Genomic DNA, 19,643 nt, shown 5'->3' with positions numbered 1-19,643 from the left:
TTAAAACTTTCTATTTTCCGTATTCATTGTTTGGGGTAGGCAGTGGTAAGCCAGCCTGCTCTTTGGCTTTTTGTAACTCATCAAGCAACTGTTGTGCATTGTCAGAATCAAGCGAGTAGATATTATTCATTTCCAGCGGGTCTTCTTTGAGGCTATACAACTCATACTGACCTGTTTCTACATCCTCAATGAGCTTATAATCATTCAACTGAATCACATTTACCCATTTCGACTTAAACTGCTTCGTTTTGGAATTAAAACCACTGTAATTGGTATAAAACCAAACCAAAGGCATTTCCCTTTCAGGTGCTTTTTTTCCCATCAATACTTTACTCAAACAGATCCCATCCAATGGGTGGTTTGGGTTCACTTGTACATTTGCCAGATCAGCTAATGTTGGCAGTAAATCAACATGAACTATTGGTGTTGAGCAGCTTGAACCGGGTTTGATATGATCGGGCCAACTAAAAATATAAGGTATGCGTATACCACCCTCCCACACATCGCCTTTATTGCCCCGATATGGTTGGGCAAACATGTTGTTACCCTTGACTTGATAGTGACCGTTATCGGAAGTAAAAACAACGATGGTATTGTCGTCAACTCCCAATTCTTTTAATGTTTGCATCAATTCACCTACACTATCATCCAATGAGCGAATCATGGCCAGTACGTCGATCACTCGTTCATGATCGTATTCAGTACCAAGTAGTTTATTTTTAAAGTGTGTCACATAAGCCGGTTTCGGGTCAAATGGAGCATGCACCAGGTAGTATGGCATATACAAGAAGAAAGGCTGATCATCCTCAACACAACGTTTCATAAACTCATTGCCCTTTTTAGTACAATAGTCGGCATTATACACCAGGTCATCATAATCGTTTTGCTTTGGTACCGTACTAAAACCATAATGATTCTTGGTTTCAATGGCCTCATCAAATCCCATATGACTATTCATTCCTGAGCGTCCAACACCCAAATGCCATTTACCAAATGCTGCGGTACGATAGCCATGCTGCTTAAACACTTTTGCCATGTTTAATTTATCGGGGCTTAAACCATTATCCTTTGAATACAAATGATTACTTGCTGGCGGCAGGTACTTCATATTTTGGCGCATTTCTTCTGCATTCTTAGCCATTAGGTAACGATCTACAACCCTATAGATATTTGTTCGCGGAGCCAGTTGTCCAGTCATTATCGCTGCTCGAGAAGGTGCGCACGTTGGATCGTTGGAATATCCATTGGTGAAATGCATTCCTTCTGAATACAAACGGTCAATATTGGGCGATTCAACAATGTTGTTGCCATAACAGTTCAATGCATTTATTCCCAGGTCGTCGGCCAATATAAACAGTATATTGGGTTTATCCTGAGCATTGAGTATAATTCCACATAATAAAAGAAAGTAGATTAGCGTGTATTTCATGATTCTATTTTTGTTTTATACTACTTGATTTAATTAATGCCGTAAAAAGATGTTGTTTTCTCAGTAGCAATTATCTTCACATAGTCACTGTGGGAATCAGATTCACCAATCCATAACACTTCTCCCTTTTTTAGATTACCTGACAGCACTGTTTTATTATTCTCATGTTGTAGTTCAAAAGAAGAATTCTCTGATGTTTTCCAGTTGATATCCTGCTTAACCGGTAAAACGATTCGAAGTCTTCGTTCCTGCACACTTTCGATACAAGCCCCTTCCAAAGCTTTGTTTGCGTAGCTTGCACTGACAATAAACCCACCCTCTGATCGAAGTCTGGAAAAGGATGCTTCTTCCCACTCTGTTGGTAAAGCCGGGAATAACTTGATTTCATCCTGCTCATAATCCAGCTTATAAGATTGTAAAAGCAACTCAAGTGTAACCGATGCAGAATGCATTGGCGTTTCGATAACAGGACCTGTTTCAATATAGAAGGTATTATAGGTGGCAAAATCATCCAGATATCTGTTCAGAGATTCAAGAGCCTTCTCTGCATCCCCCAATCGGGCGTACATGGCGGTGGCAGCAGTGTAGGTATAGCCTTTAAAACCCCAGTCGCTATGAGGTCTTGTTATCCAGCGTTCCAAGGATTGACGACAAAGTTCATGCTCATTCTTATTAGATACATCCAATACGGCTAAAGGATAAAATGCCAGCAGATGCGAAAAATGGCGATGGCACACATCCATTTTATAATCCTTACCAAGCATAATGCCAGTTTCATCATCTACATAAAGTGGAACCAGATTGTTAAGCACCTTGCTATACTTGGCACGATCTGAAGCATTATCACTGTATTTCTCAGATAGATAGATAACTTCTTTCAAAGCCCAGTTTAACAGTCCGATGTTATAACTGTTATCCTCTATCTCCGGCACTTCACCATTCACCTTGTATTCAGGAGATATATCGGCTGGCACATGATAGATACCATCTTTGTCTTTGATTAAATTTTCAAGCACAAAGTTCACACCCCGTTTTAACAAGGGATAGTACTTTTCAGCTTGTCGGGCTTCATCTGGGAAATATTCCAGGAACTGACTATAATTATATAGCAGCCATAAGAAATTGCCATATTCGCCCCAAAAGCTGGTACCATCATAAGGGGCCCATCCCCTGCCGATGGATGCCCCATTATCTCTGTACTCCTTAGGCACGGCATTAATAAAATGCTGCTGATTGGTATCCATATGATCAAATAGCGTGCTTGCAACCCCCTTCTTATTAGACTGATTCATAGCTGGATAGGTAATCTGAACATTTAAGTTGGTCCAGATACGCGGCCATGGGGTTGCCCTGAACCAGGGGCCCAATAAATCAATTGGTAATTCACCTTCACATGTGGCCGCGCGCATCTTATACAACTGAAACCAATAATTCGCTTCAATGCGCTTGTCGGGAATGGATATAAAAGACTCCTTAAAATAGTTATTCCATTCAGTCTGGTGAGCCACTTTAGCCTCCTCAAAAAGCCTAGATAGCATTGCTTTAAACTCATTAATAGCTGTGACAACATCACCTTCTTTTTCACTTCTGTAATAAACAGTAGAATAGCTAAGTGTTGTTTCCTGTCTGCTTTGCTCAATGCGCCAAAGCAAAATATAGCCTACCTCATCACTAAAGGGTACTTTTCGGAAGCTTATGCCTTCATGCTCACCTATCTCTTCATCAGGCAAGGTCTTTACAAGTTCAGTGTTGTAAATATGCTTATACAAAACAGGATGGGTAAAGTCTACCTTATCTGCAAGTTCTAGTTCACTGATAAATGGACGCAATATCTTGAACAGCTTATTAGACTGAATTCCAGGAAGTGGCACATGCTCAATAACTGGTTGATGAGCCTCACTGTGCTTAAAACGTATGCGAACAATATCTTCATTGATATCTGCAAAAGTTTCAAAAGAATAGTTTTCACTTTTCGTCTTAATTTGCCCTTTCACTTCGGAGAGCCCGGCAAACTGTTGCATTGCAAAAGCCGATATGCTATCATAGGTATGCAAAACAAATTTTCCTACAGGAACCCGACTGCCTTTTTTATAAATTCGGGCGTCACCAATATCGAAGCGTATGCCTTGCTTAGTATCACCCCAAATGGTGGTCCCTACACGTCCGTTGCCTAAAAAAGCGGCTTCATGCCACACTTGTGGCAAGCTGTTCCATTTAAGGTTAAAACGATTAACATAATCTGAATAAGAATCCTTGCTATCGGCACTACATGAAAGCATAATTGCTACAAGGGTACATACGATTGCTTTAGTAATTATCTTCATTTCTAGTTCTTATCATTAATCCAATAGCATAGTTAAATCAACCTTACTCTCTTTATAACTACAAAGCTTTATACAGTATGTAAAGCTTTGTATTCCGCAATAAATTCAAACACCTTTGGTCTACTCGGTATAAACAAGTATTTTATTGATTTCAAGATTCTGCTGCTCTTTGAAGACAAACCTTAGCTTATTGCTTGATAAAGCTTCGTTAAAATAAACACCGCAAAACGAGCCAATATCCTTTCCCTGGTACACCATATCCCATTTATCATTGTTCCAGACCTGAATCTCGAATTCTCGCACATCTGACTTTCTCAAACGCCGCCCTTCTTTTATAAAGATTTGCTGAATTGTTTGAGTCTTATCCCATGAATAGATAAGTTCCGGATTAGCATCAGAAGCATCAGGACGCCACGATTTTTTGATGCGGATACCTTCAGAAAAATCTTCACCTGCTCCCGGCAATAGATTCTGTGCTATAAAACCATCTGATTTATCAGATGAAGAACTGATGGATGCATTATCAATTATCAGCTCACCAATCGTTTTGATTGCTTGAATCTCTGCCACATCACAATCCAATGTTAATTCAACAATTGGGAATATCTCCTTTTCATTGCTTTGATATGAAATCATCAAACCATCCTTATTATTTTTAACCTTCAAACCTTGATGTTGTGTTAGGGCTTTATAGCTCTTCACCTTAGCTGGTAATTGTGGTAATACTATGCTTGGCCCTTCCTGGTGCCCCATTAGATGCAAATACACTTTGTTATCGCGGTAGGTAGCCGAACCCCATGGGCCAGAAATATACGGTCCTCCTTGTGTTGCATAGATGCTTTCTCCATATTTTTTCAGGTAAGCACCTGTTTCTATTAAACGGGTAGCATGTTTATCAACGACACTCCCGTCTGGACGTGGACCCGTTCCCAGTAGGAGATTACCACCATTACCCGCAATTTTAGTTAATACACGTACTACTTCACTTAATGGCGCAGGTTCGGACTCTCCATTGTAAGCCCAGGCTCCTGCCAGCACATCACAGGTTTCCCATGGACGATTCACCTGAAAGCGACCAACACCTCTTTCTGGCCCGTCAAAATCACCCATGTGCCATTGAGGCGTTCCATGACGATGATTCACGATGGCTTTGGGATTCACCTCACGAATCATCTTCAATAATTTGGGTGAATTCCATCGGCTTGGTGGCAGTCCTAAACCATCGAACCAAATACCATCGACACCGGGATAGGACATTAATTCAGCCATCTGCGGATACAGTATTTGTTCGTTATATTCAGTGTGTGGCAAATCTTTTCGATACAGGGGATGTGTCCAGTCGGGCTGTGAGTAATACCACATCAGGCGCATATCATGCTTTTCGCACGCCTCAGCAATATCTTTCATTACATCTTTGCCATAGGGTGTATTCATAATATTAAAATCAGTGGTCTTGGTATCCCACATGCAAAAGCCATAATGGTGCTTGGCTGTAAAAACAAAATACTTTGCACCCGCTTCTTTCCAGTTTAGCACCCATTCATCGGCATTAAAATTGACAGGGTCAAATGTTTTATAGGTATCGTTGTATTCTTTTTCAGGAACACCTTTAGTGACTTTACCATCACTTGAATGGTGCGGTCTTCTTCCATAGCGACCCCAACTAAGAGCGACTTCTGTTACTGCTGAGGGTGCCCAATGCACGAATATGCCAAATTTGGCCTCTTTCCACCATTGCATGTCTTCCTCCGAGGCAAACATGTAAGGCAAATAGTCCGGATCTATAGTCTTCAAATAGTTTTCCAGTTGTTCTGTCAGATAATAGGGCTCAATACCATCGGTATGGGGTTTATGGTGGTGTTGAGCATAATTTATCGTTGTTGCCAACAAAGCCAAGGATAGCAATAATAGTCTTAAATTTATTTTCATGTGATTATATTTTGTTTTTTATTGCCACATGGAACTCGCCAAAATCAATCATACTCCTGTGTATGAAGCTATTCTAATGGCTCGTTTCATATGATTATAATTTATTTTCAAAGGCCATATGGAACTCCCAAATAAATTTTATCATCCTCCTGTGTGAAAATTTGGATAATCAAATTTACATGGTCGTTTCATATTATTTAATATTTTAGTCAATCGTTTTATTTCGATATTCTCTTAAATCCCTGAGTATATTAGGATTTTATTAATTTCGATTTTTTTCTTTTTATCAAATATAATTTTCAATTGGGAAGTCTTAATGACATTTTTAAAGTGGATTCCACAGTAAGGGCCAACTTCGTAACCTTTGTGTATGGTTTCCCAAACACCATTAATCATCGCCTTCATTTCATAACTTTCAATATTAGAAGCTCTTAAGTCACGATTTTCTTTAATATTTATTTGTTTAATCTGCTGTTCTTCTTTCCATTTATAAAGCAATGTTGGTTGCTCATCAGCGTTTGCCGGTTTCCATGATTTTTTAATATGTATTCCTTCAGAAAAATCTTCACCTGCTTGTGGTAAAAGATTATTAGCTGTAAAGCCTGATCCTAAATCAGACGAAGCTGTTATGGTGGCATTGCCTATTAATATTGGCCCTTGTGTTTTTATGGGATAAATTGTTGTGGCATCGGTATCTAAGCAAAGCTCAATAACAGGAAATAAAGACATTTCATTTTTATCGTACCTAATTTTCAAGCCCTTTTTAGTATTGCTAATTTTCAGGTTTTTCTCACCAGTTAAAGCCCTGTAACTTTTTAATTCTGCGGGTAGGTTTGGTAGTATCAATTCGTTGTCTTTTATATCTCCCATTAAATGCAAGTAAACCTTTTTTTCTCTATAGGTACAGGCTCCCCATGGTCCAGAAATATATGGGCCTCCCTGAGTAGCATAAATACTTTCACCATATTGCTCCAAATACTCACCCATTTCTCTCAGTCTGGACGCATGCTTATCAACCACTGAGCCATCAGGCCGCGGACCAATACCTAACATCAGATTCCCTCCATTACCTGCTGTTTTTGTTAGAGTACGAATAGCTATTGGAAGAGGTGAAGCATCAGATTCCCCATTGTAAGCCCATGCCCCCGAAAGAACGTGACAGGTTTCCCATGGTCTGTTTGTTTGAAAACGACCAATACCGCGTTCCGGCCCATCAAAATCACCCATGTGCCATTGAGGCGTTCCATGACGATGATTCACAACCGCTTTGGGGTTTACATCCCTGATAATCTTTAGCATTTTGGGCGAATCCCATCTGCTTGGAGGCAAACCGAGACCATCGAACCAGATACCATCAACACCGGGGTAGCTCATCAGCTCTCGCAGTTGTGGATATAAAACCTGTTCATTGTATTCTGTATGCGGAAGTTCTTTCCGATACAATGGATGTGTCCAGTCCGGTTGCGAATAGTACCACATTAATTTCATATCATGTTTTTCACATGCTTTAGCAATATCGACCATTACATCTTTGCCATAAGGTGTATTCATAATGTTAAATTCGGTCGTTTTAGTGTTCCACATACAAAAACCATAATGATGCTTTGTCAGAAAGACAAAGTATTTCATACCTGCTTCTTTCCATAATTTAACCCACTCCTCAGCATTGAATTTATCAGGATTAAAGGATTTATAGCTATTGTTATACTCTTGCTCTGGAACACCTTTAGTGATCTTACCATCGGTTGAATGATGCGGTCGACGACCATGCCTCCCCCAGCTAAGTGCAACTTGAGTAACCGATGCAGGATCCCAGCACACCAAAACTCCAAATTTAGCTTCTTTCCACCATTGCATATTTTCCTCAGAAGCAAACATATAAGGCAAATAATCTGGATCTATCGTTTTTAGATAATCTTTTAGCTGCTTGGTTTGATAATAGGGTTCAATACCATCGGTATGGGGTTTATGGTGGTGTTGTGCATATACTAAGCTACTAAATTGCAGCACCAGGCATATAAGTGCGAGTCTTATTGTATTCATATTATTAAATTTACTTTGCTGACTGTATTTATTACTGATTGTTGATTTATATTTTTAAAGGAATTACGCTATAACTTTTTGTTCATGAAAGCAAGAGGGTTCCATTATTTGCGATTATTAATTGCCATTCCACCTCTGTATCGTTGAAGCTCTTTGTGCATCTCTTCAACGCGCTCAGGGTATTTTTCGTATAGATTTACTCGCTGCTCCGGATCTTTTTTCATATTAAAAAGCAATCCGACCGTTTCAAAATCCGTATATCCCCTTAATGCTTTAAAATCAGCAGGCATGTCCCTATGCCCACCTGTGTGACTGTTGATATAGAGCCAATCGCCTATGCGAATGCCCCATTTAGATGCCCGAGTATTGTGTATGGTCGCCTCCCGCAAAGGTGTTTTATGGGGTTGACCCAAAAGCACAGGGAGAAGATTATAACTATCTGGAGCAACATCTTCTGCTAATTCCACTCCGGCGATTGTAGCAATAGTCGCCATTATATCCACTTGTGAAATCACCTCATTAGATACTGTACCGGCTTTAATTTTACCCGGCCATTTGATTATAAACGGTACGTGGTGCCCCCCTTCCCAAACATCTCTTTTCAAGCCTCGAAAATCACCCATACTAAAGTGGTCGTATTCAACAGCCCGTTTCCAGGCATAAGCCTCCGCGCCATTGTCGGAACTAAAAACAACAATCGTATTTTCATCCAAACCTTTATCTTTCAGCGTCTGAAGCACTTGCCCTGCCACCCAATCGGTTTGAACCATAAAATCACCATAGGCACCAGCTTCTGATTGTCCGTCAAACTCATCATTCGGTATAATGGGTGCATGTGGCGAAGGCAAAGCAAAGTATAAAAAGAAAGGTTTTTCTTTATCCTGCATTTCAATCCACTCTACTGTTTTTTCGGTCAATGTTGGCAGCACTTCATAAGGGTTCCAGTCTTTTACACGTGGTCCGGGACGAAATTCCCATGCTCCTTCTTTTGTTTGAAAACCAATATTTTCAGGCATCATTAATTCGCTAGGAATGGCCAGTGCACGATCATTTTCAATCCATACGTAAGGCGGAAAATTAATCGTACCATCTCCATAATAATAATCAAAGCCCTTGTCCAGCGGCCCTCCTTTTATGGGTTTGCTCCAATCAATATCTTCAGGGCCGTATGTCTTTCTAAGCTTCCCCCACTGCATCACTTCATAGGATGGTTCTTGTTCAAATTCCCAATCCCATCCCAAATGCCATTTACCAATACATGCAGTGGTGTATCCATTATCTTTTAAAACCTGTGAAAGAGTAACATCATCATCCTTGAAAAAAGAAGCTCCAAAGCTCCCAACAATACCATGCCTGGTACGCCAGTGATATTTACCCGTAAGTAAAGCATATCTACTTGGTGAACAAACACCCGACGAACTATGACCATCGGTAAAGCGCATCCCTTCTGCAGCTATCTGATCAAGGTGGGGCGTTGATATTTTTGAATCCGGATTTTGACAATTCAAGTCTCCATAACCCATATCATCAGCATAAATTATCACAATGTTAGGCAATTGCGATTGCACGGGCTTTACGCACGAGGGCAGCAGTATACTAAACACCAATAATTTTAATAAAAACCTCATAATATCGATCTTAATCTGAATTAATATTTTAGCTTATGCCAACCATTCTAATTGTCTACCTTAATTATTTTTCATTACTAATTCCAATCAAGGGTTAAACCTATTGTTTATAAAGAGGGATTTCATCCCTTAAACCCTGACTTACTTTCCTTTTCTTGATAAAAGAAAGTAAACAAACAAAATCAAGACTAGGCCTGCTTCGCTATAAAAACTACGCTTCTTTTGACTAAATCGCTAAAACTCGAACTCTCCTTACGTCGAATTCTCAAACAAACACGATTTCACGTCAAAACAAACTTGTTTTTTTGCTCACCAGCCAAGGTCTATCCTTGAATTATCCCTAAACCAATTTTTAACTATTGATTGGCATTACTAACTAATTCGGTACTATTTATTCATAAAAAACTCTAGTCATGCGCTTTGAGCAAGGCCTTTTTCATCTCAACATAAATGGTCTTTGGTTCTAACTGTTCATCCCATGGAGCAATAACCCATTTCTTTTCATTCTTATAGTGAGGGACGTCTTTTATGTTCCATAAGTTAAATCCAATAACACCTCCATGACGCATTTCCAGTAGCGTATTGAATATACTCATGTAGGTTCTCATATGGTCTTGTTCAGAGCCAGGATTGTCTGTGGGAACATGTATATTACATTCGGTCACATGAAATTCAAGATTATTATCATGAGCCCAGCTAATGAGTTGTTTTAAAGATTCTGCATCAACTTCGGGTGTTTCCCATTGTACATCTCTACCATAACTTATGTGTGCCTGCCATCCGATACCATCTACCCGATACCCATTATCACGCAAATAGCGAACTAAATCTTTAATTTTATCCCACATGCCTGTTTCCATACCGCCATGTTGATTAATAATTAACTGTTTATTTGTTGCTTCTTCACATGCAATTTCAAATGCCTGAATGATATAAATTGGGATTACACCTTCTAAGTGTGGATAGCTTGATACATCAACTTGTATATATCCAATAGTCTCCCATGGCATTTCCCAACCATCATCACCTGCAGCAGCTTTTTTCCAGGTACCATCTCTATTAACACTTTCATTGATCACGTCCATCCATTCAACCACATCCTCGTTGTTATATCTTTGACATAGAGCAGTCATAAACTCTCTGAGGTTGGTTGAAAGTTCTTCCTTGGTACGCTCGTCATTTCGAGCCCATCGTGAACATTGGGGACTTATCGGCCCATGAATGCGAATGATTTGCTTTTGCTCCCTGGCAAATTTTATCCAGGCATCAGATTTTTCCCATTTCCAGATATTGTTGTCAGGGTGAACATAGCTTTGTTTAAAGTCATTTGCAGGAGTCGTATAAGAAAATTCTTTTGCTAACAAGTCAGTTTCTTCCGTTCCAATTGCATCGTACTTACTGGTTGCTCCTACGAAAAGTGTATTTTTTGAAAAGTTCTTTGAAACGATGTCCCTTATTGGTGTGTTTAATTCTTCATCAGAGAACTCAATTTGCTCATCAATAACTTTTTCCAAGTCTGATGAACATGAACAACAATGGCTTATTATTAAGACTACTGCCAAGAGCTGTGAAGTATATTTAAATGTATTGTCCATGAGTTTCAGTTTAGTCAGCTGCATCTTCTAGTGCTTTTTTCATCTCAAAATAAATGGCTTTGGGTTTTAACTGCTTATCCCAAGGGGCAATGACCGTCTTACTTTTGTTTTTATAATGCGGCACATCCTTAATATTCCACAAGTTAAAAGTCACCACGCCACTATGGCGCATTTCCAGTACGGTATTAAAAACACTCATGTAAGTATCAATATGCTCTTGCTCACTTCCTGGCTTATTAAGAGGTACATGAATATTGCATTCTGTCACATGAAACTCTAAACTGTTAGTATGCGCCCATGCAATCAAATCCTTTAAAGCCTGCCTGCTAACTTCGGGTGACTCCCAATCGACATCTCGACCATAGCTGATGTGTGCCTGCCAGCCAACACCATCCACCCTCAATCCAGAATCACGCAGGTAACGTACCAAATCCTTCACCTTGTTCCACATCTCCACATGCATCCCTCCATGTTGATTAATGACCAGTTTTTTATTGCTTGCTTCTTTGGTCGCAATTTCGAACGCCCTAATAATGTAAAGGGGAACCTTGCCTCCCAGATGAGGGTATTTATCCTTATCCACTTTTTCATAACCGATAGACTCCCATGGTAATTCCCATTTTGTATCCCCAGTTTCTGAAGTCTTCCAGCTACCATCACGACTAACCGTTTCATTGATCACATCCATCCACTGCACCACTTCTTCATCGTTATAACGACGACATAATTCGGACATGTATTCACTCAGGTTAGTCAGCAATTCAATATCCGTACGTGCATCATTTTTTGCCCAACGCGAGCATTGAGGACTTATTGGGCCATGAATTCGGATGACTTGCTGATGCTTCCTGGCAAACTGAATCCAGGCGTCAGCTTTATCCCAACGCCAGGTATCATTATTGGGATGCACGTAACTCTGTTTAAAATCATTAGCTGGCGTTGTATAAGAAAATTCGCGCGCAAGCAACTTTGTTTCCTTGCTCCCAATCTTACTATACATGCTGGTGGCACCAATGTATACATTATTTGCAGGATATTTGTCATCTACAATTTGCCTGAGAGTTTGAGTCTGTGAGCTTAAATGACTAGCAAATAGAATTATTGATCCAACAATACTGAGTATGTGCTTATTCATAATATTTCGGATGATTATTTAATATTCTTATTACTCTCCAATGATCTCTATTAGCTCTTTGGCAAATAGTTCGGCACCTTTAATGCTAAAGTGCACCTTGTCATTTGGATTGTCATCTCTTAAGTTTTCAACAGAACTAATTTCATCACCCTCAATCAAAAACAAACGTTTATCACCCTTGGACTGCTCATGATAAATGAAGTTTCGAAGAGCCAATCGGTATTGATCAGGTGTAATCCCCGTTTTTTCACTTTTCTCCGACTTAGTGTATGTCAATGTGATACAATAGATTTTGGCATCAGGATGGTTATTTCTGATCGATTGTAAAAAACTTTCATAGGCAGCTATATATTGCTCAACTGTTTTTCCACTAAAAATAAGATCGTTGTAACCTATTAAAATCGTTATTAAGTCCGCCTTTGGCAATTCGTCAGTCATATCGGCTATTGCCTGCGATACTTTAGCACCTCCAACAGCTAAATTATAGTAATCGTATCCCAATGACTTTGCTACCAGGTATGGATATGTCAGATAGGAAGCAGAGCCTTGACCTACCCCATGCGTGATGCTATTACCAATGGCCAGGTAAACAGGCTTACTGTCATCTGCTAATTTTTCCAATTCACTCGTGCCCCATAATTCCATCGAATTTAAAGCCACATTGGCCCAGCTAGGCATAACCACCTCAAAATAAGTTGACAAGCCTGGATACTGATTCACCACCTCAATGGTCATTTGCTGCGAACATTCTTGCGCGTTAAATTCAAACGCTTGCGTTGGCTGTCCATTTTGATTGATAGCGAAAGCAGCACCTCTGTTGTCACCCAACTGTGGCATAAAGGCCAACTTTACTCTAACGCTTTTAGTTTTGAATTGCATACGCACGCCACTGTTCGTTCGGGCTTTATCAGCATTAAATAGTGACTGCGACTGTGGCAATGCCAATGTTTTTTCTGAGAAACGACTCCAACTTAGATATTCATTTGATCTATCAACATAATTCGCACCCTTCACTTTTATTTTAGTATCCTTGATATCTACATTTCGGTAAGTAGCAACTCGATTTTGCTTCTTATCACAAGATGTGAATAACAAAACGATGACCAGCAATAAGCAGTTTAATCTAAACATATCAGTATCTCCTTTGTCAAGCATTACTCTTCATTCCTAAGGATTCCTCATGAATAAAAAATCCTTAAACCTGAAGAATCAATGCTTCACTTTAATTCTATAAACAATTCCAGTTATAAAACTAAGGTACCTATCTGAAAAACGAGGTTCATAAATCGTTCGATGAAGAGGTGAAAATTGCTCAGCCACTAATCAACACCCTCCTCAATGAGTTCAATATCTATACATTGCACAACTACACTTGCTTTAAATTCCTTCTATGCTCCTCACACAGAAACCATGCGTCACACCACGCATATGGTATGCATCAAATAGCGCGAGGTGCTTGTATGTAACTACGCGAGGTGTTTGCGCTTATGCACGCAAACACCTCGCGTAGTTAATGAAGTGTATTTTCTACAGTCAGATCTTAATTTGCACAAAGCAATTGCATATAACCATCACAACCACCTCCCCACTCCGTGGTACTCCTCCTTTTTGCAAGGAGGAGAGTCATGCAATCCCTTCCACTCCTAAGCTTTAGGAGGGGTGCCGACAGGCATGGTGGTATATTTAGTTTTCAATGCAAATGCCTTGTTAGTTATCCTTAGCGATAATGGAATACAACTCTTCAGCAAACAAAGCAGCCCCTTTAATGCCAAAGTGAACCGGATCCTTCGGATTATCCTCTCGTAAGTTCTCCTTGGAACTTATTTTATCGCCTTCAACAAAGATTATTTTGTTATCATCCCGGGAGAATTCCGCAACCAATTCATTTAAAGACTTTCGAAAATCATCTGGGGTATAGTTAGTCTTTTTACCCTTCTTTGTATTAGTATAAGTGACACTTATGCAATAAATCGTTGCATTGGCTTGATGCTTGCGAATTGTTTTAAGGAACTTCCGATAGTCTTTTTTATAGTCTTCGGGTGTTTTTCCAAAACCCACCAAGTCGTTATAGCCAATAAGAATAGTAATCAAATCGGCTTGTGGCATTTCTGATGTTTGCTCGGCCACTGCCTGAGATATTTTCGCTCCTCCTACAGCTAAATTAAAATAGTTATAATCCAGTTTCTCGGCTAACAAGTATGGGTAGCTCAAATAACTGGCTGACCCTTGTCCGACACCATGGGTGATACTGTTTCCTATTGCGAGGTATACCGGCTTCTTATCGGGCGTAAAGACCTCCAAATCGGCCCCTTCATCTACAATCAATTGATGAAGTTTAAGATTTATTAAACTTGGCAATACTATTTCAAAGACCGTCGATTGACCTGTAAACTTATTGGTAAGATCCAATACCATTTCTCCTTTACTCATAGAGTTATTAAATTTATAGGTATTGTCAAACTGTCCATCTTGAAGAACTAAAAACTCAGCACCTCTATTAGTTCCTTCAGCAGGAACAAACTTCAAGCTTACTTTATTGCTGGCTGTTTTAAACAAGAGCTTAATCCCACTGTTCGTTCTTCCATTAGCCAGGCTAAACATCCTTACTTCGTTTGGCGAATGGTAGGTTTTATGAGAAAAGCGACTGAAGGATAATTCATTACTCGAACGCGTAACATAATTGGCTCCCAATACATGGATATTTTTATTATCAAGACGAACACTCCCCTCTACAAAAGGTACAGCTACCTTCGCTTTATCTCCCAAATCAATTTCCTGAATGATATATTCTCCTTTTTCAATAAAGAGTAATTTTAAGGTATAAGCACCTGTTGCCTGAATTGGGAAATTCAGTTCCTGCGTACTCCGCTCTTGACTCAAATTTAAGTGACGCACAATCTGTTTTCCACCTTCGGGATGCAGTACCACACGTCCTTCACCACCTTTACCCTTAATGTGTAGACGAAACGTTTCGCCGGCCTTAAGCTGCATTGGCATTTTCGACATCATTTGTATATCCCATGGATTTTTACCCAAGTTGAAAACCGCAACTTTTAAGGTATGACCATCATCACTGGCAATCCTTTTGAAGTCAACAACAGCACCATTGGCTCCTTTGGTCTTCCAGCTTTTTGATAACTCTTGTGAGAAATGCCCATCAATTATGGCCATCGAAGCCAATCCTTTTCCTGAGTCTTTTTTCGTTTTTTCTCCCTGAGCTTTTCCTGCATAATTAACCTTGTTTTGTTTGGCCTGTTCTTGCAGTAGTGTTAATAGTTTATTTCTTAATTCAGCTGTTATTTCACGATAAGCCGGATCTCCAGCCAAGGATATTTTCTCAAGTGGATCTCTCTTGTAATCATATAGTTCAACACCTAAGATGGAAGGTTTATGAACAATGGAACCTTTTTGAAATTCACCTTTTAACCAAAGAGTCAAGCGGTAACGTTCAGTACGCATTGAGTAGCCCATATTATTGTTGCCACGCGGAAACTGACTGATCGCATAATCCTTTACTTTTTTATTGGGCTTCTCCAACACCGGAAGCAAACTATGCCCTTCCAGCTGTTTTGGTACATTAAAGCCAGCGTATTCAATCAATGTTGGGAATATATCCACCATTTCGGTCATGGTAGCAGCTCGCTCACCCATAGCCATTCCAGGTGCGCTAATAATAAAAGGCACCTTAGTGGCCTGCTCAAAATTGGAATGTTTGCACCACAAACCATGGTCACCCAGATGCCAGCCATGGTCGCCCCATAGTACCACGATTGTATTTTCATCTAATTTCAGCTCTTTTAACTTGTCCATTACCTTTGCCACCTGGGCATCGGCAAATGAAGTAGCAGCACGGTAGCCATGAATCAACTCCTTTTGCTTATCAATTGACAAATCTCCTTTATCAGGAATATCTGAGTAGTTACGTAATTCACCCCAGGTGTGGTAAGCATAATCGGGTGAATGCTTGGCTTTCTCCTGAAAAGGATGTACCTCTATATTTTCACGTTTATAGAGATCCCAATATTTCTTCGGTGCGGCAAAAGGCAAATGCGGCTTATTCAAGCCAACAGCCAAAAAGAACGGCTTATCACCTTTTGCAAACTGCTCCAATTGCATCATACTAGCTTCTGCCACTGCACCATCGGGGTAGGCATCATCAGGCACAACTCTGCTCTCGACTGATGGTGATAGATTACGCTCTTTTAAATAGGCATTGGTTTCAAACCAGTTTAGCTTTTTACTTTTTGCTTCTTGATAAGCTTTAATAGCTTCTGGATTCTGGTATTTCCCATTGGCAGGATATGCGTAGCCTTTGGCATACTTGAGTTGGTCTTTTTCCTTGTAGGGTATGGTCCAGGAAAGTGGATCATTGCCTTTGGCTCCGTGCATCAACTTACCAAATCCAACAGTTTCATAGCCTTTATTCTTAAAAAACTGAGGTATCGTGATGATGTCAGGCGTTTTATCGCGCATATCCGTTTTTAAATCGACTACCTGCGTGCGATCAGGTCGCATACCTGTAAAGCAGCTAATACGAGAAGGTGCACATACTGCCTGCTGACAGTAGGCATTATCGAAGATGACACCCTGGGCAGCTAATTGATCGATACCTGGTGTTACAAGACCTGTTTGACCATAACATGCCAGATCTGTTTTTAAATCATCTACAACGATGAATAAAATATTCGGCTTGTCTTTAGGGCTTTTGCAAAAACTTTGCAATGGCATCAACAAGACTGCAGTGAATAAGAGTATTTTTATATTTTTCATTCTAAATGCGATTATCTATTCTTATATTTTTTGATAAAATGTTTTAGTTATTCTATTCCAGATTTATGCCCTGTTGTTGCACAATAAATTCAAATGCCAACTCGGCTAAGTCCTTATCGTTAACAGTCGCTCCCCAGGCTCCGTGCCCCTTCCCTTCTAGTGGATAATAAGCCAATGGCACCTTATTCGTTTCATAAATCGTTTTTAACTCCTCTGCCTTAGAAAAAGGAACAGTAGGATCTTCCGTTCCATGTGCAATAAATAAAGCAGGATCATCACTATCAAATCGTTGATGACCATAAATTTGCTCCATTACATCCAATGCTAGCTTTGATCCCCATAAATCAACGATGGTTTGTATTTTATATGCCTGATCTAAATGTGTAGTCGCTAATGTTGGATCCTGCTTGCCATAAATCTCATCTCTAAAATCTTCTTGATTTGATATCCCCAAGGTAATGGCTGTTATAGCGCCTGCAGAACCACCACCTACGGTAATAAAGTTAGTGTTGATTTTATAAGTATTGGCATTGCTTACTAACCAACGAAGAGCCGCCTTGGCATCTCGCTGTGCGGGATAAATGGCTAAAAACTGAGCGGCTTTATTTTTAGGAATGTTTACTGCATAATCAAGCCACTGTTGCGGAACGGTGCCTTTATCTCTCTTAAGTCTGTAATCAAGCGAAATAAAGACCCAACCTCGTGAGGTATAATAATTGGCCCATTCAATTATTCTTCCTTGTTGTTTGGAACCGCCAGCAAAACCGCCGCCATGAATAAATACGAAGGCAGGTCGGTTATCAGAGGTATTATCAGGCGTATACACATCTAACTTCAAAGGAAGCAATTGCGCACTTTCACTGTTAATGCTTTCATGACTCAGACCTTGAGCATATATTATATCTTCCTTAACAAGTACACCATACATTGGAGTCGATTGCACGGTGGGTATTTCACTTTGTGAATCAACTGAAGCTACTTTATTATTGCTACCACAAGATGACAAAAGAATAATAAACAGCAGGATGCAAGTAGGTATTATTATATTTTTCATGATTTTAGGATTTTAAACAACTTCATGATACAGGATTAAATGATAAAAAGATATAATTCAGTTAATTAGTAATTTATTTCTTCTGCCATTTGTTTTTACTCGGATCTAGCTTAACGGCATTAATTGATTGGCGCCATTCTTTTACCAAGTGGTGCATTTCACTTGCTTTGTCAGGCATACTACTACTAAGATCCTTACTCTCTCCAATGTCATCTTTTATATTAAATAATTCTATGCGCCCTTCATCGTACCAATCAATTAATTTATAATCGCCCAATCGTACAGCTGAACTATTACTATCGCCAGTACTTCCTGGTCGTCCCGCGGGTGAATGCCAAAAAAGAGGCGCATTACGCTCAAACTTATTTCCTTTGATGGCATTTGTTACATCCATGCCATCCATGTGATCGTTGGGACGTTGTTTTAAACCGGCCATCTCCAATACCGTTGGATAAATATCTGTGCCAGTTACCAAAGCATCAGACACAGAGCCTGCCTTGGTTTGTCCAGGCCATTTCACAATAAAAGCCTCACGAATACCACCTTCGTACAACCAGCCTTTACCATAGCGCAAAGGATAATTCGAGGTGGCCAATTGACGTGTATTACCACGGGTAGATAAACCGCCATTGTCAGCCGTAAAAATGACAATGGTGTTATCCTCAATTCCCAAGCCTTCTAAGGTGGATTGAATCTTTGCCATGCTCTGATCTACACTCTCGATCATGGCCGCATAAACCGGGAAATCCTGACGCAGCTTATTGTCGCCTGTAATGGTCTTTTCATATTCAGGCAGTTCATACTTCATTTTAGCCAATTTAGCTTCGTACTTGGCTACCAACTCCGGTTTTGCTTCAAAAGGGGTGTGTACACCATAATGCGAGAGAAATACAAAGAAAGGTTCATCTGATTTCTTCTTCACATGCTCTGTCATGAACTTCACCGTTTCATCAGTCAAACGATCGGTAATATATTCTCCTTCTTTTCCATCTTCTAAACCATGTATCTCATCTTTTTTATAGCCTTTACGGCCTGAGGGTGTAGATTCACCTTTCCGATAGGGGTAGACGTAAGTTGGAGGTGCGCCTGCAGCACCACCGGCCACATTAACATCAAAACCCTGATTTTGCGGCATATTACCTTCTTTATCACGAAATAACAAATGCCATTTACCGGTAAAAAAAGTGGCATAACCGCCCTCATTCAAAGCTTCGGCAATGGTTACATCTTCGGCCACCATGCCTTTGCCTCCTGGCACTGGTCCGCGAGCAGGGTATTTCCCTGTCATTACTCCATAACGAGCAGGCACACATCTGGGGTGTGCCGTATAGCCCTGGGTAAAGCGAATGCCTTCATTAGCCAGTTGATCAATGGCTGGTGTTTCGTAAAATTCAGAACCTTGACAGGCCAAATCCATCCACCCCAAATCATCGACATAGAAAATTAAAATGTTTGGTTGCGATGGCTTTGTACGTTTTTTAGCGCCTAAAACAGTGACACTAATTACACAACTTAATAACAATATGGAGAATAAGGTACGCATTACTTATAAATTTAAATATTCATTAGATTACTTGAAACGTAAAAATAGCTTCTACAAACCAAATGATGTATTAATAATCGTTCAATAGAGACCGAAAGATTGCTCTGCAAGCACCAACAAAACACCGATAAGGACTTTTAATAACACAAAAAAGGGCTCCTGCATAACAAGAACCCCCTTTCATCACTAAACT

11 protein-coding genes are annotated in these 19,643 nt (G+C 39.9%); all 11 read right to left on the bottom strand.

What is annotated here, in order from left to right; all coding sequences use genetic code 11:
* Nucleotides 1-10: 10 nt before the first annotated feature.
* The 11 genes from FNN09_RS03910 to FNN09_RS03860 all read right to left on the bottom strand — a co-directional run bounded on the left by FNN09_RS03910 (nt 11) and on the right by FNN09_RS03860 (nt 19,450).
* On the bottom strand, nt 11-1,429 hold the full coding sequence (locus FNN09_RS03910; protein WP_143300177.1) for a sulfatase: 1,419 nt from the start codon (nt 1,427-1,429) through the stop codon (nt 11-13).
* A gap of 29 nt (nt 1,430-1,458) precedes the next feature.
* Nucleotides 1,459-3,753: a glycoside hydrolase family 95-like protein gene (locus FNN09_RS03905; RefSeq protein WP_143300176.1), complete on the bottom strand. Its 2,295-nt coding sequence runs from the start codon at nt 3,751-3,753 to the stop codon at nt 1,459-1,461.
* 120 nt (nt 3,754-3,873) lie between these two features.
* A complete protein-coding gene (locus FNN09_RS03900) occupies nt 3,874-5,682 on the bottom strand; it encodes an alpha-L-fucosidase (RefSeq protein ID WP_143300175.1) in 1,809 nt (602 codons plus the stop codon).
* A 234-nt stretch (nt 5,683-5,916) separates the two neighbouring features.
* Nucleotides 5,917-7,725, bottom strand: coding sequence for an alpha-L-fucosidase (locus tag FNN09_RS03895; protein ID WP_143300174.1), 1,809 nt, complete (start codon nt 7,723-7,725; stop codon nt 5,917-5,919).
* A 104-nt stretch (nt 7,726-7,829) separates the two neighbouring features.
* Complete coding sequence (locus tag FNN09_RS03890; protein WP_143300173.1) at nt 7,830-9,353, bottom strand: arylsulfatase; 1,524 nt, start codon at nt 9,351-9,353, stop codon at nt 7,830-7,832.
* Between the two features lie 407 nt (nt 9,354-9,760).
* Complete coding sequence (locus FNN09_RS03885) at nt 9,761-10,948, bottom strand: endo-1,4-beta-xylanase (RefSeq protein WP_185968856.1); 1,188 nt, start codon at nt 10,946-10,948, stop codon at nt 9,761-9,763.
* A gap of 10 nt (nt 10,949-10,958) precedes the next feature.
* Complete coding sequence (locus tag FNN09_RS03880; RefSeq protein WP_143300171.1) at nt 10,959-12,083, bottom strand: endo-1,4-beta-xylanase; 1,125 nt, start codon at nt 12,081-12,083, stop codon at nt 10,959-10,961.
* Nucleotides 12,084-12,113: 30 nt separating this feature from the next.
* The gene (locus FNN09_RS03875; RefSeq protein ID WP_185968855.1) at nt 12,114-13,214 is read right to left on the bottom strand and encodes an SGNH/GDSL hydrolase family protein; all 1,101 of its coding nucleotides are present in this window, start codon (nt 13,212-13,214) and stop codon (nt 12,114-12,116) included.
* Nucleotides 13,215-13,790: 576 nt separating this feature from the next.
* Nucleotides 13,791-16,853: a sulfatase-like hydrolase/transferase gene (locus FNN09_RS21320; RefSeq protein WP_143300169.1), complete on the bottom strand. Its 3,063-nt coding sequence runs from the start codon at nt 16,851-16,853 to the stop codon at nt 13,791-13,793.
* 52 nt (nt 16,854-16,905) lie between these two features.
* On the bottom strand, nt 16,906-17,907 hold the full coding sequence (locus tag FNN09_RS03865) for an alpha/beta hydrolase (RefSeq protein ID WP_143300168.1): 1,002 nt from the start codon (nt 17,905-17,907) through the stop codon (nt 16,906-16,908).
* 73 nt (nt 17,908-17,980) lie between these two features.
* On the bottom strand, nt 17,981-19,450 hold the full coding sequence (locus FNN09_RS03860) for a sulfatase (protein ID WP_143300167.1): 1,470 nt from the start codon (nt 19,448-19,450) through the stop codon (nt 17,981-17,983).
* Between the last annotated feature and the right edge of the window lie 193 nt (nt 19,451-19,643).

The organism is Carboxylicivirga sp. M1479 (assembly GCF_007097485.1).
GTDB lineage: Bacteria > Bacteroidota > Bacteroidia > Bacteroidales > Marinilabiliaceae > Carboxylicivirga.
The sequence above is the reverse complement of the archived record's forward strand: the minus strand, read 5'-3'. Positions and strand labels throughout refer to the sequence as shown.

Coding starts and splice junctions, on each gene's coding strand:
- FNN09_RS03910 (WP_143300177.1), bottom strand. CDS start 1,429: ATGAAATACACGCTAATCTACTTTCTTTTATTATGTGGAATTATACTC.
- FNN09_RS03905 (WP_143300176.1), bottom strand. CDS start 3,753: ATGAAGATAATTACTAAAGCAATCGTATGTACCCTTGTAGCAATTATG.
- FNN09_RS03860 (WP_143300167.1), bottom strand. CDS start 19,450: ATGCGTACCTTATTCTCCATATTGTTATTAAGTTGTGTAATTAGTGTC.
- FNN09_RS03895 (WP_143300174.1), bottom strand. CDS start 7,725: ATGAATACAATAAGACTCGCACTTATATGCCTGGTGCTGCAATTTAGT.
- FNN09_RS03865 (WP_143300168.1), bottom strand. CDS start 17,907: ATGAAAAATATAATAATACCTACTTGCATCCTGCTGTTTATTATTCTT.
- FNN09_RS03890 (WP_143300173.1), bottom strand. CDS start 9,353: ATGAGGTTTTTATTAAAATTATTGGTGTTTAGTATACTGCTGCCCTCG.
- FNN09_RS03885 (WP_185968856.1), bottom strand. CDS start 10,948: ATGGACAATACATTTAAATATACTTCACAGCTCTTGGCAGTAGTCTTA.
- FNN09_RS03900 (WP_143300175.1), bottom strand. CDS start 5,682: ATGAAAATAAATTTAAGACTATTATTGCTATCCTTGGCTTTGTTGGCA.
- FNN09_RS03875 (WP_185968855.1), bottom strand. CDS start 13,214: ATGTTTAGATTAAACTGCTTATTGCTGGTCATCGTTTTGTTATTCACA.
- FNN09_RS03880 (WP_143300171.1), bottom strand. CDS start 12,083: ATGAATAAGCACATACTCAGTATTGTTGGATCAATAATTCTATTTGCT.
- FNN09_RS21320 (WP_143300169.1), bottom strand. CDS start 16,853: ATGAAAAATATAAAAATACTCTTATTCACTGCAGTCTTGTTGATGCCA.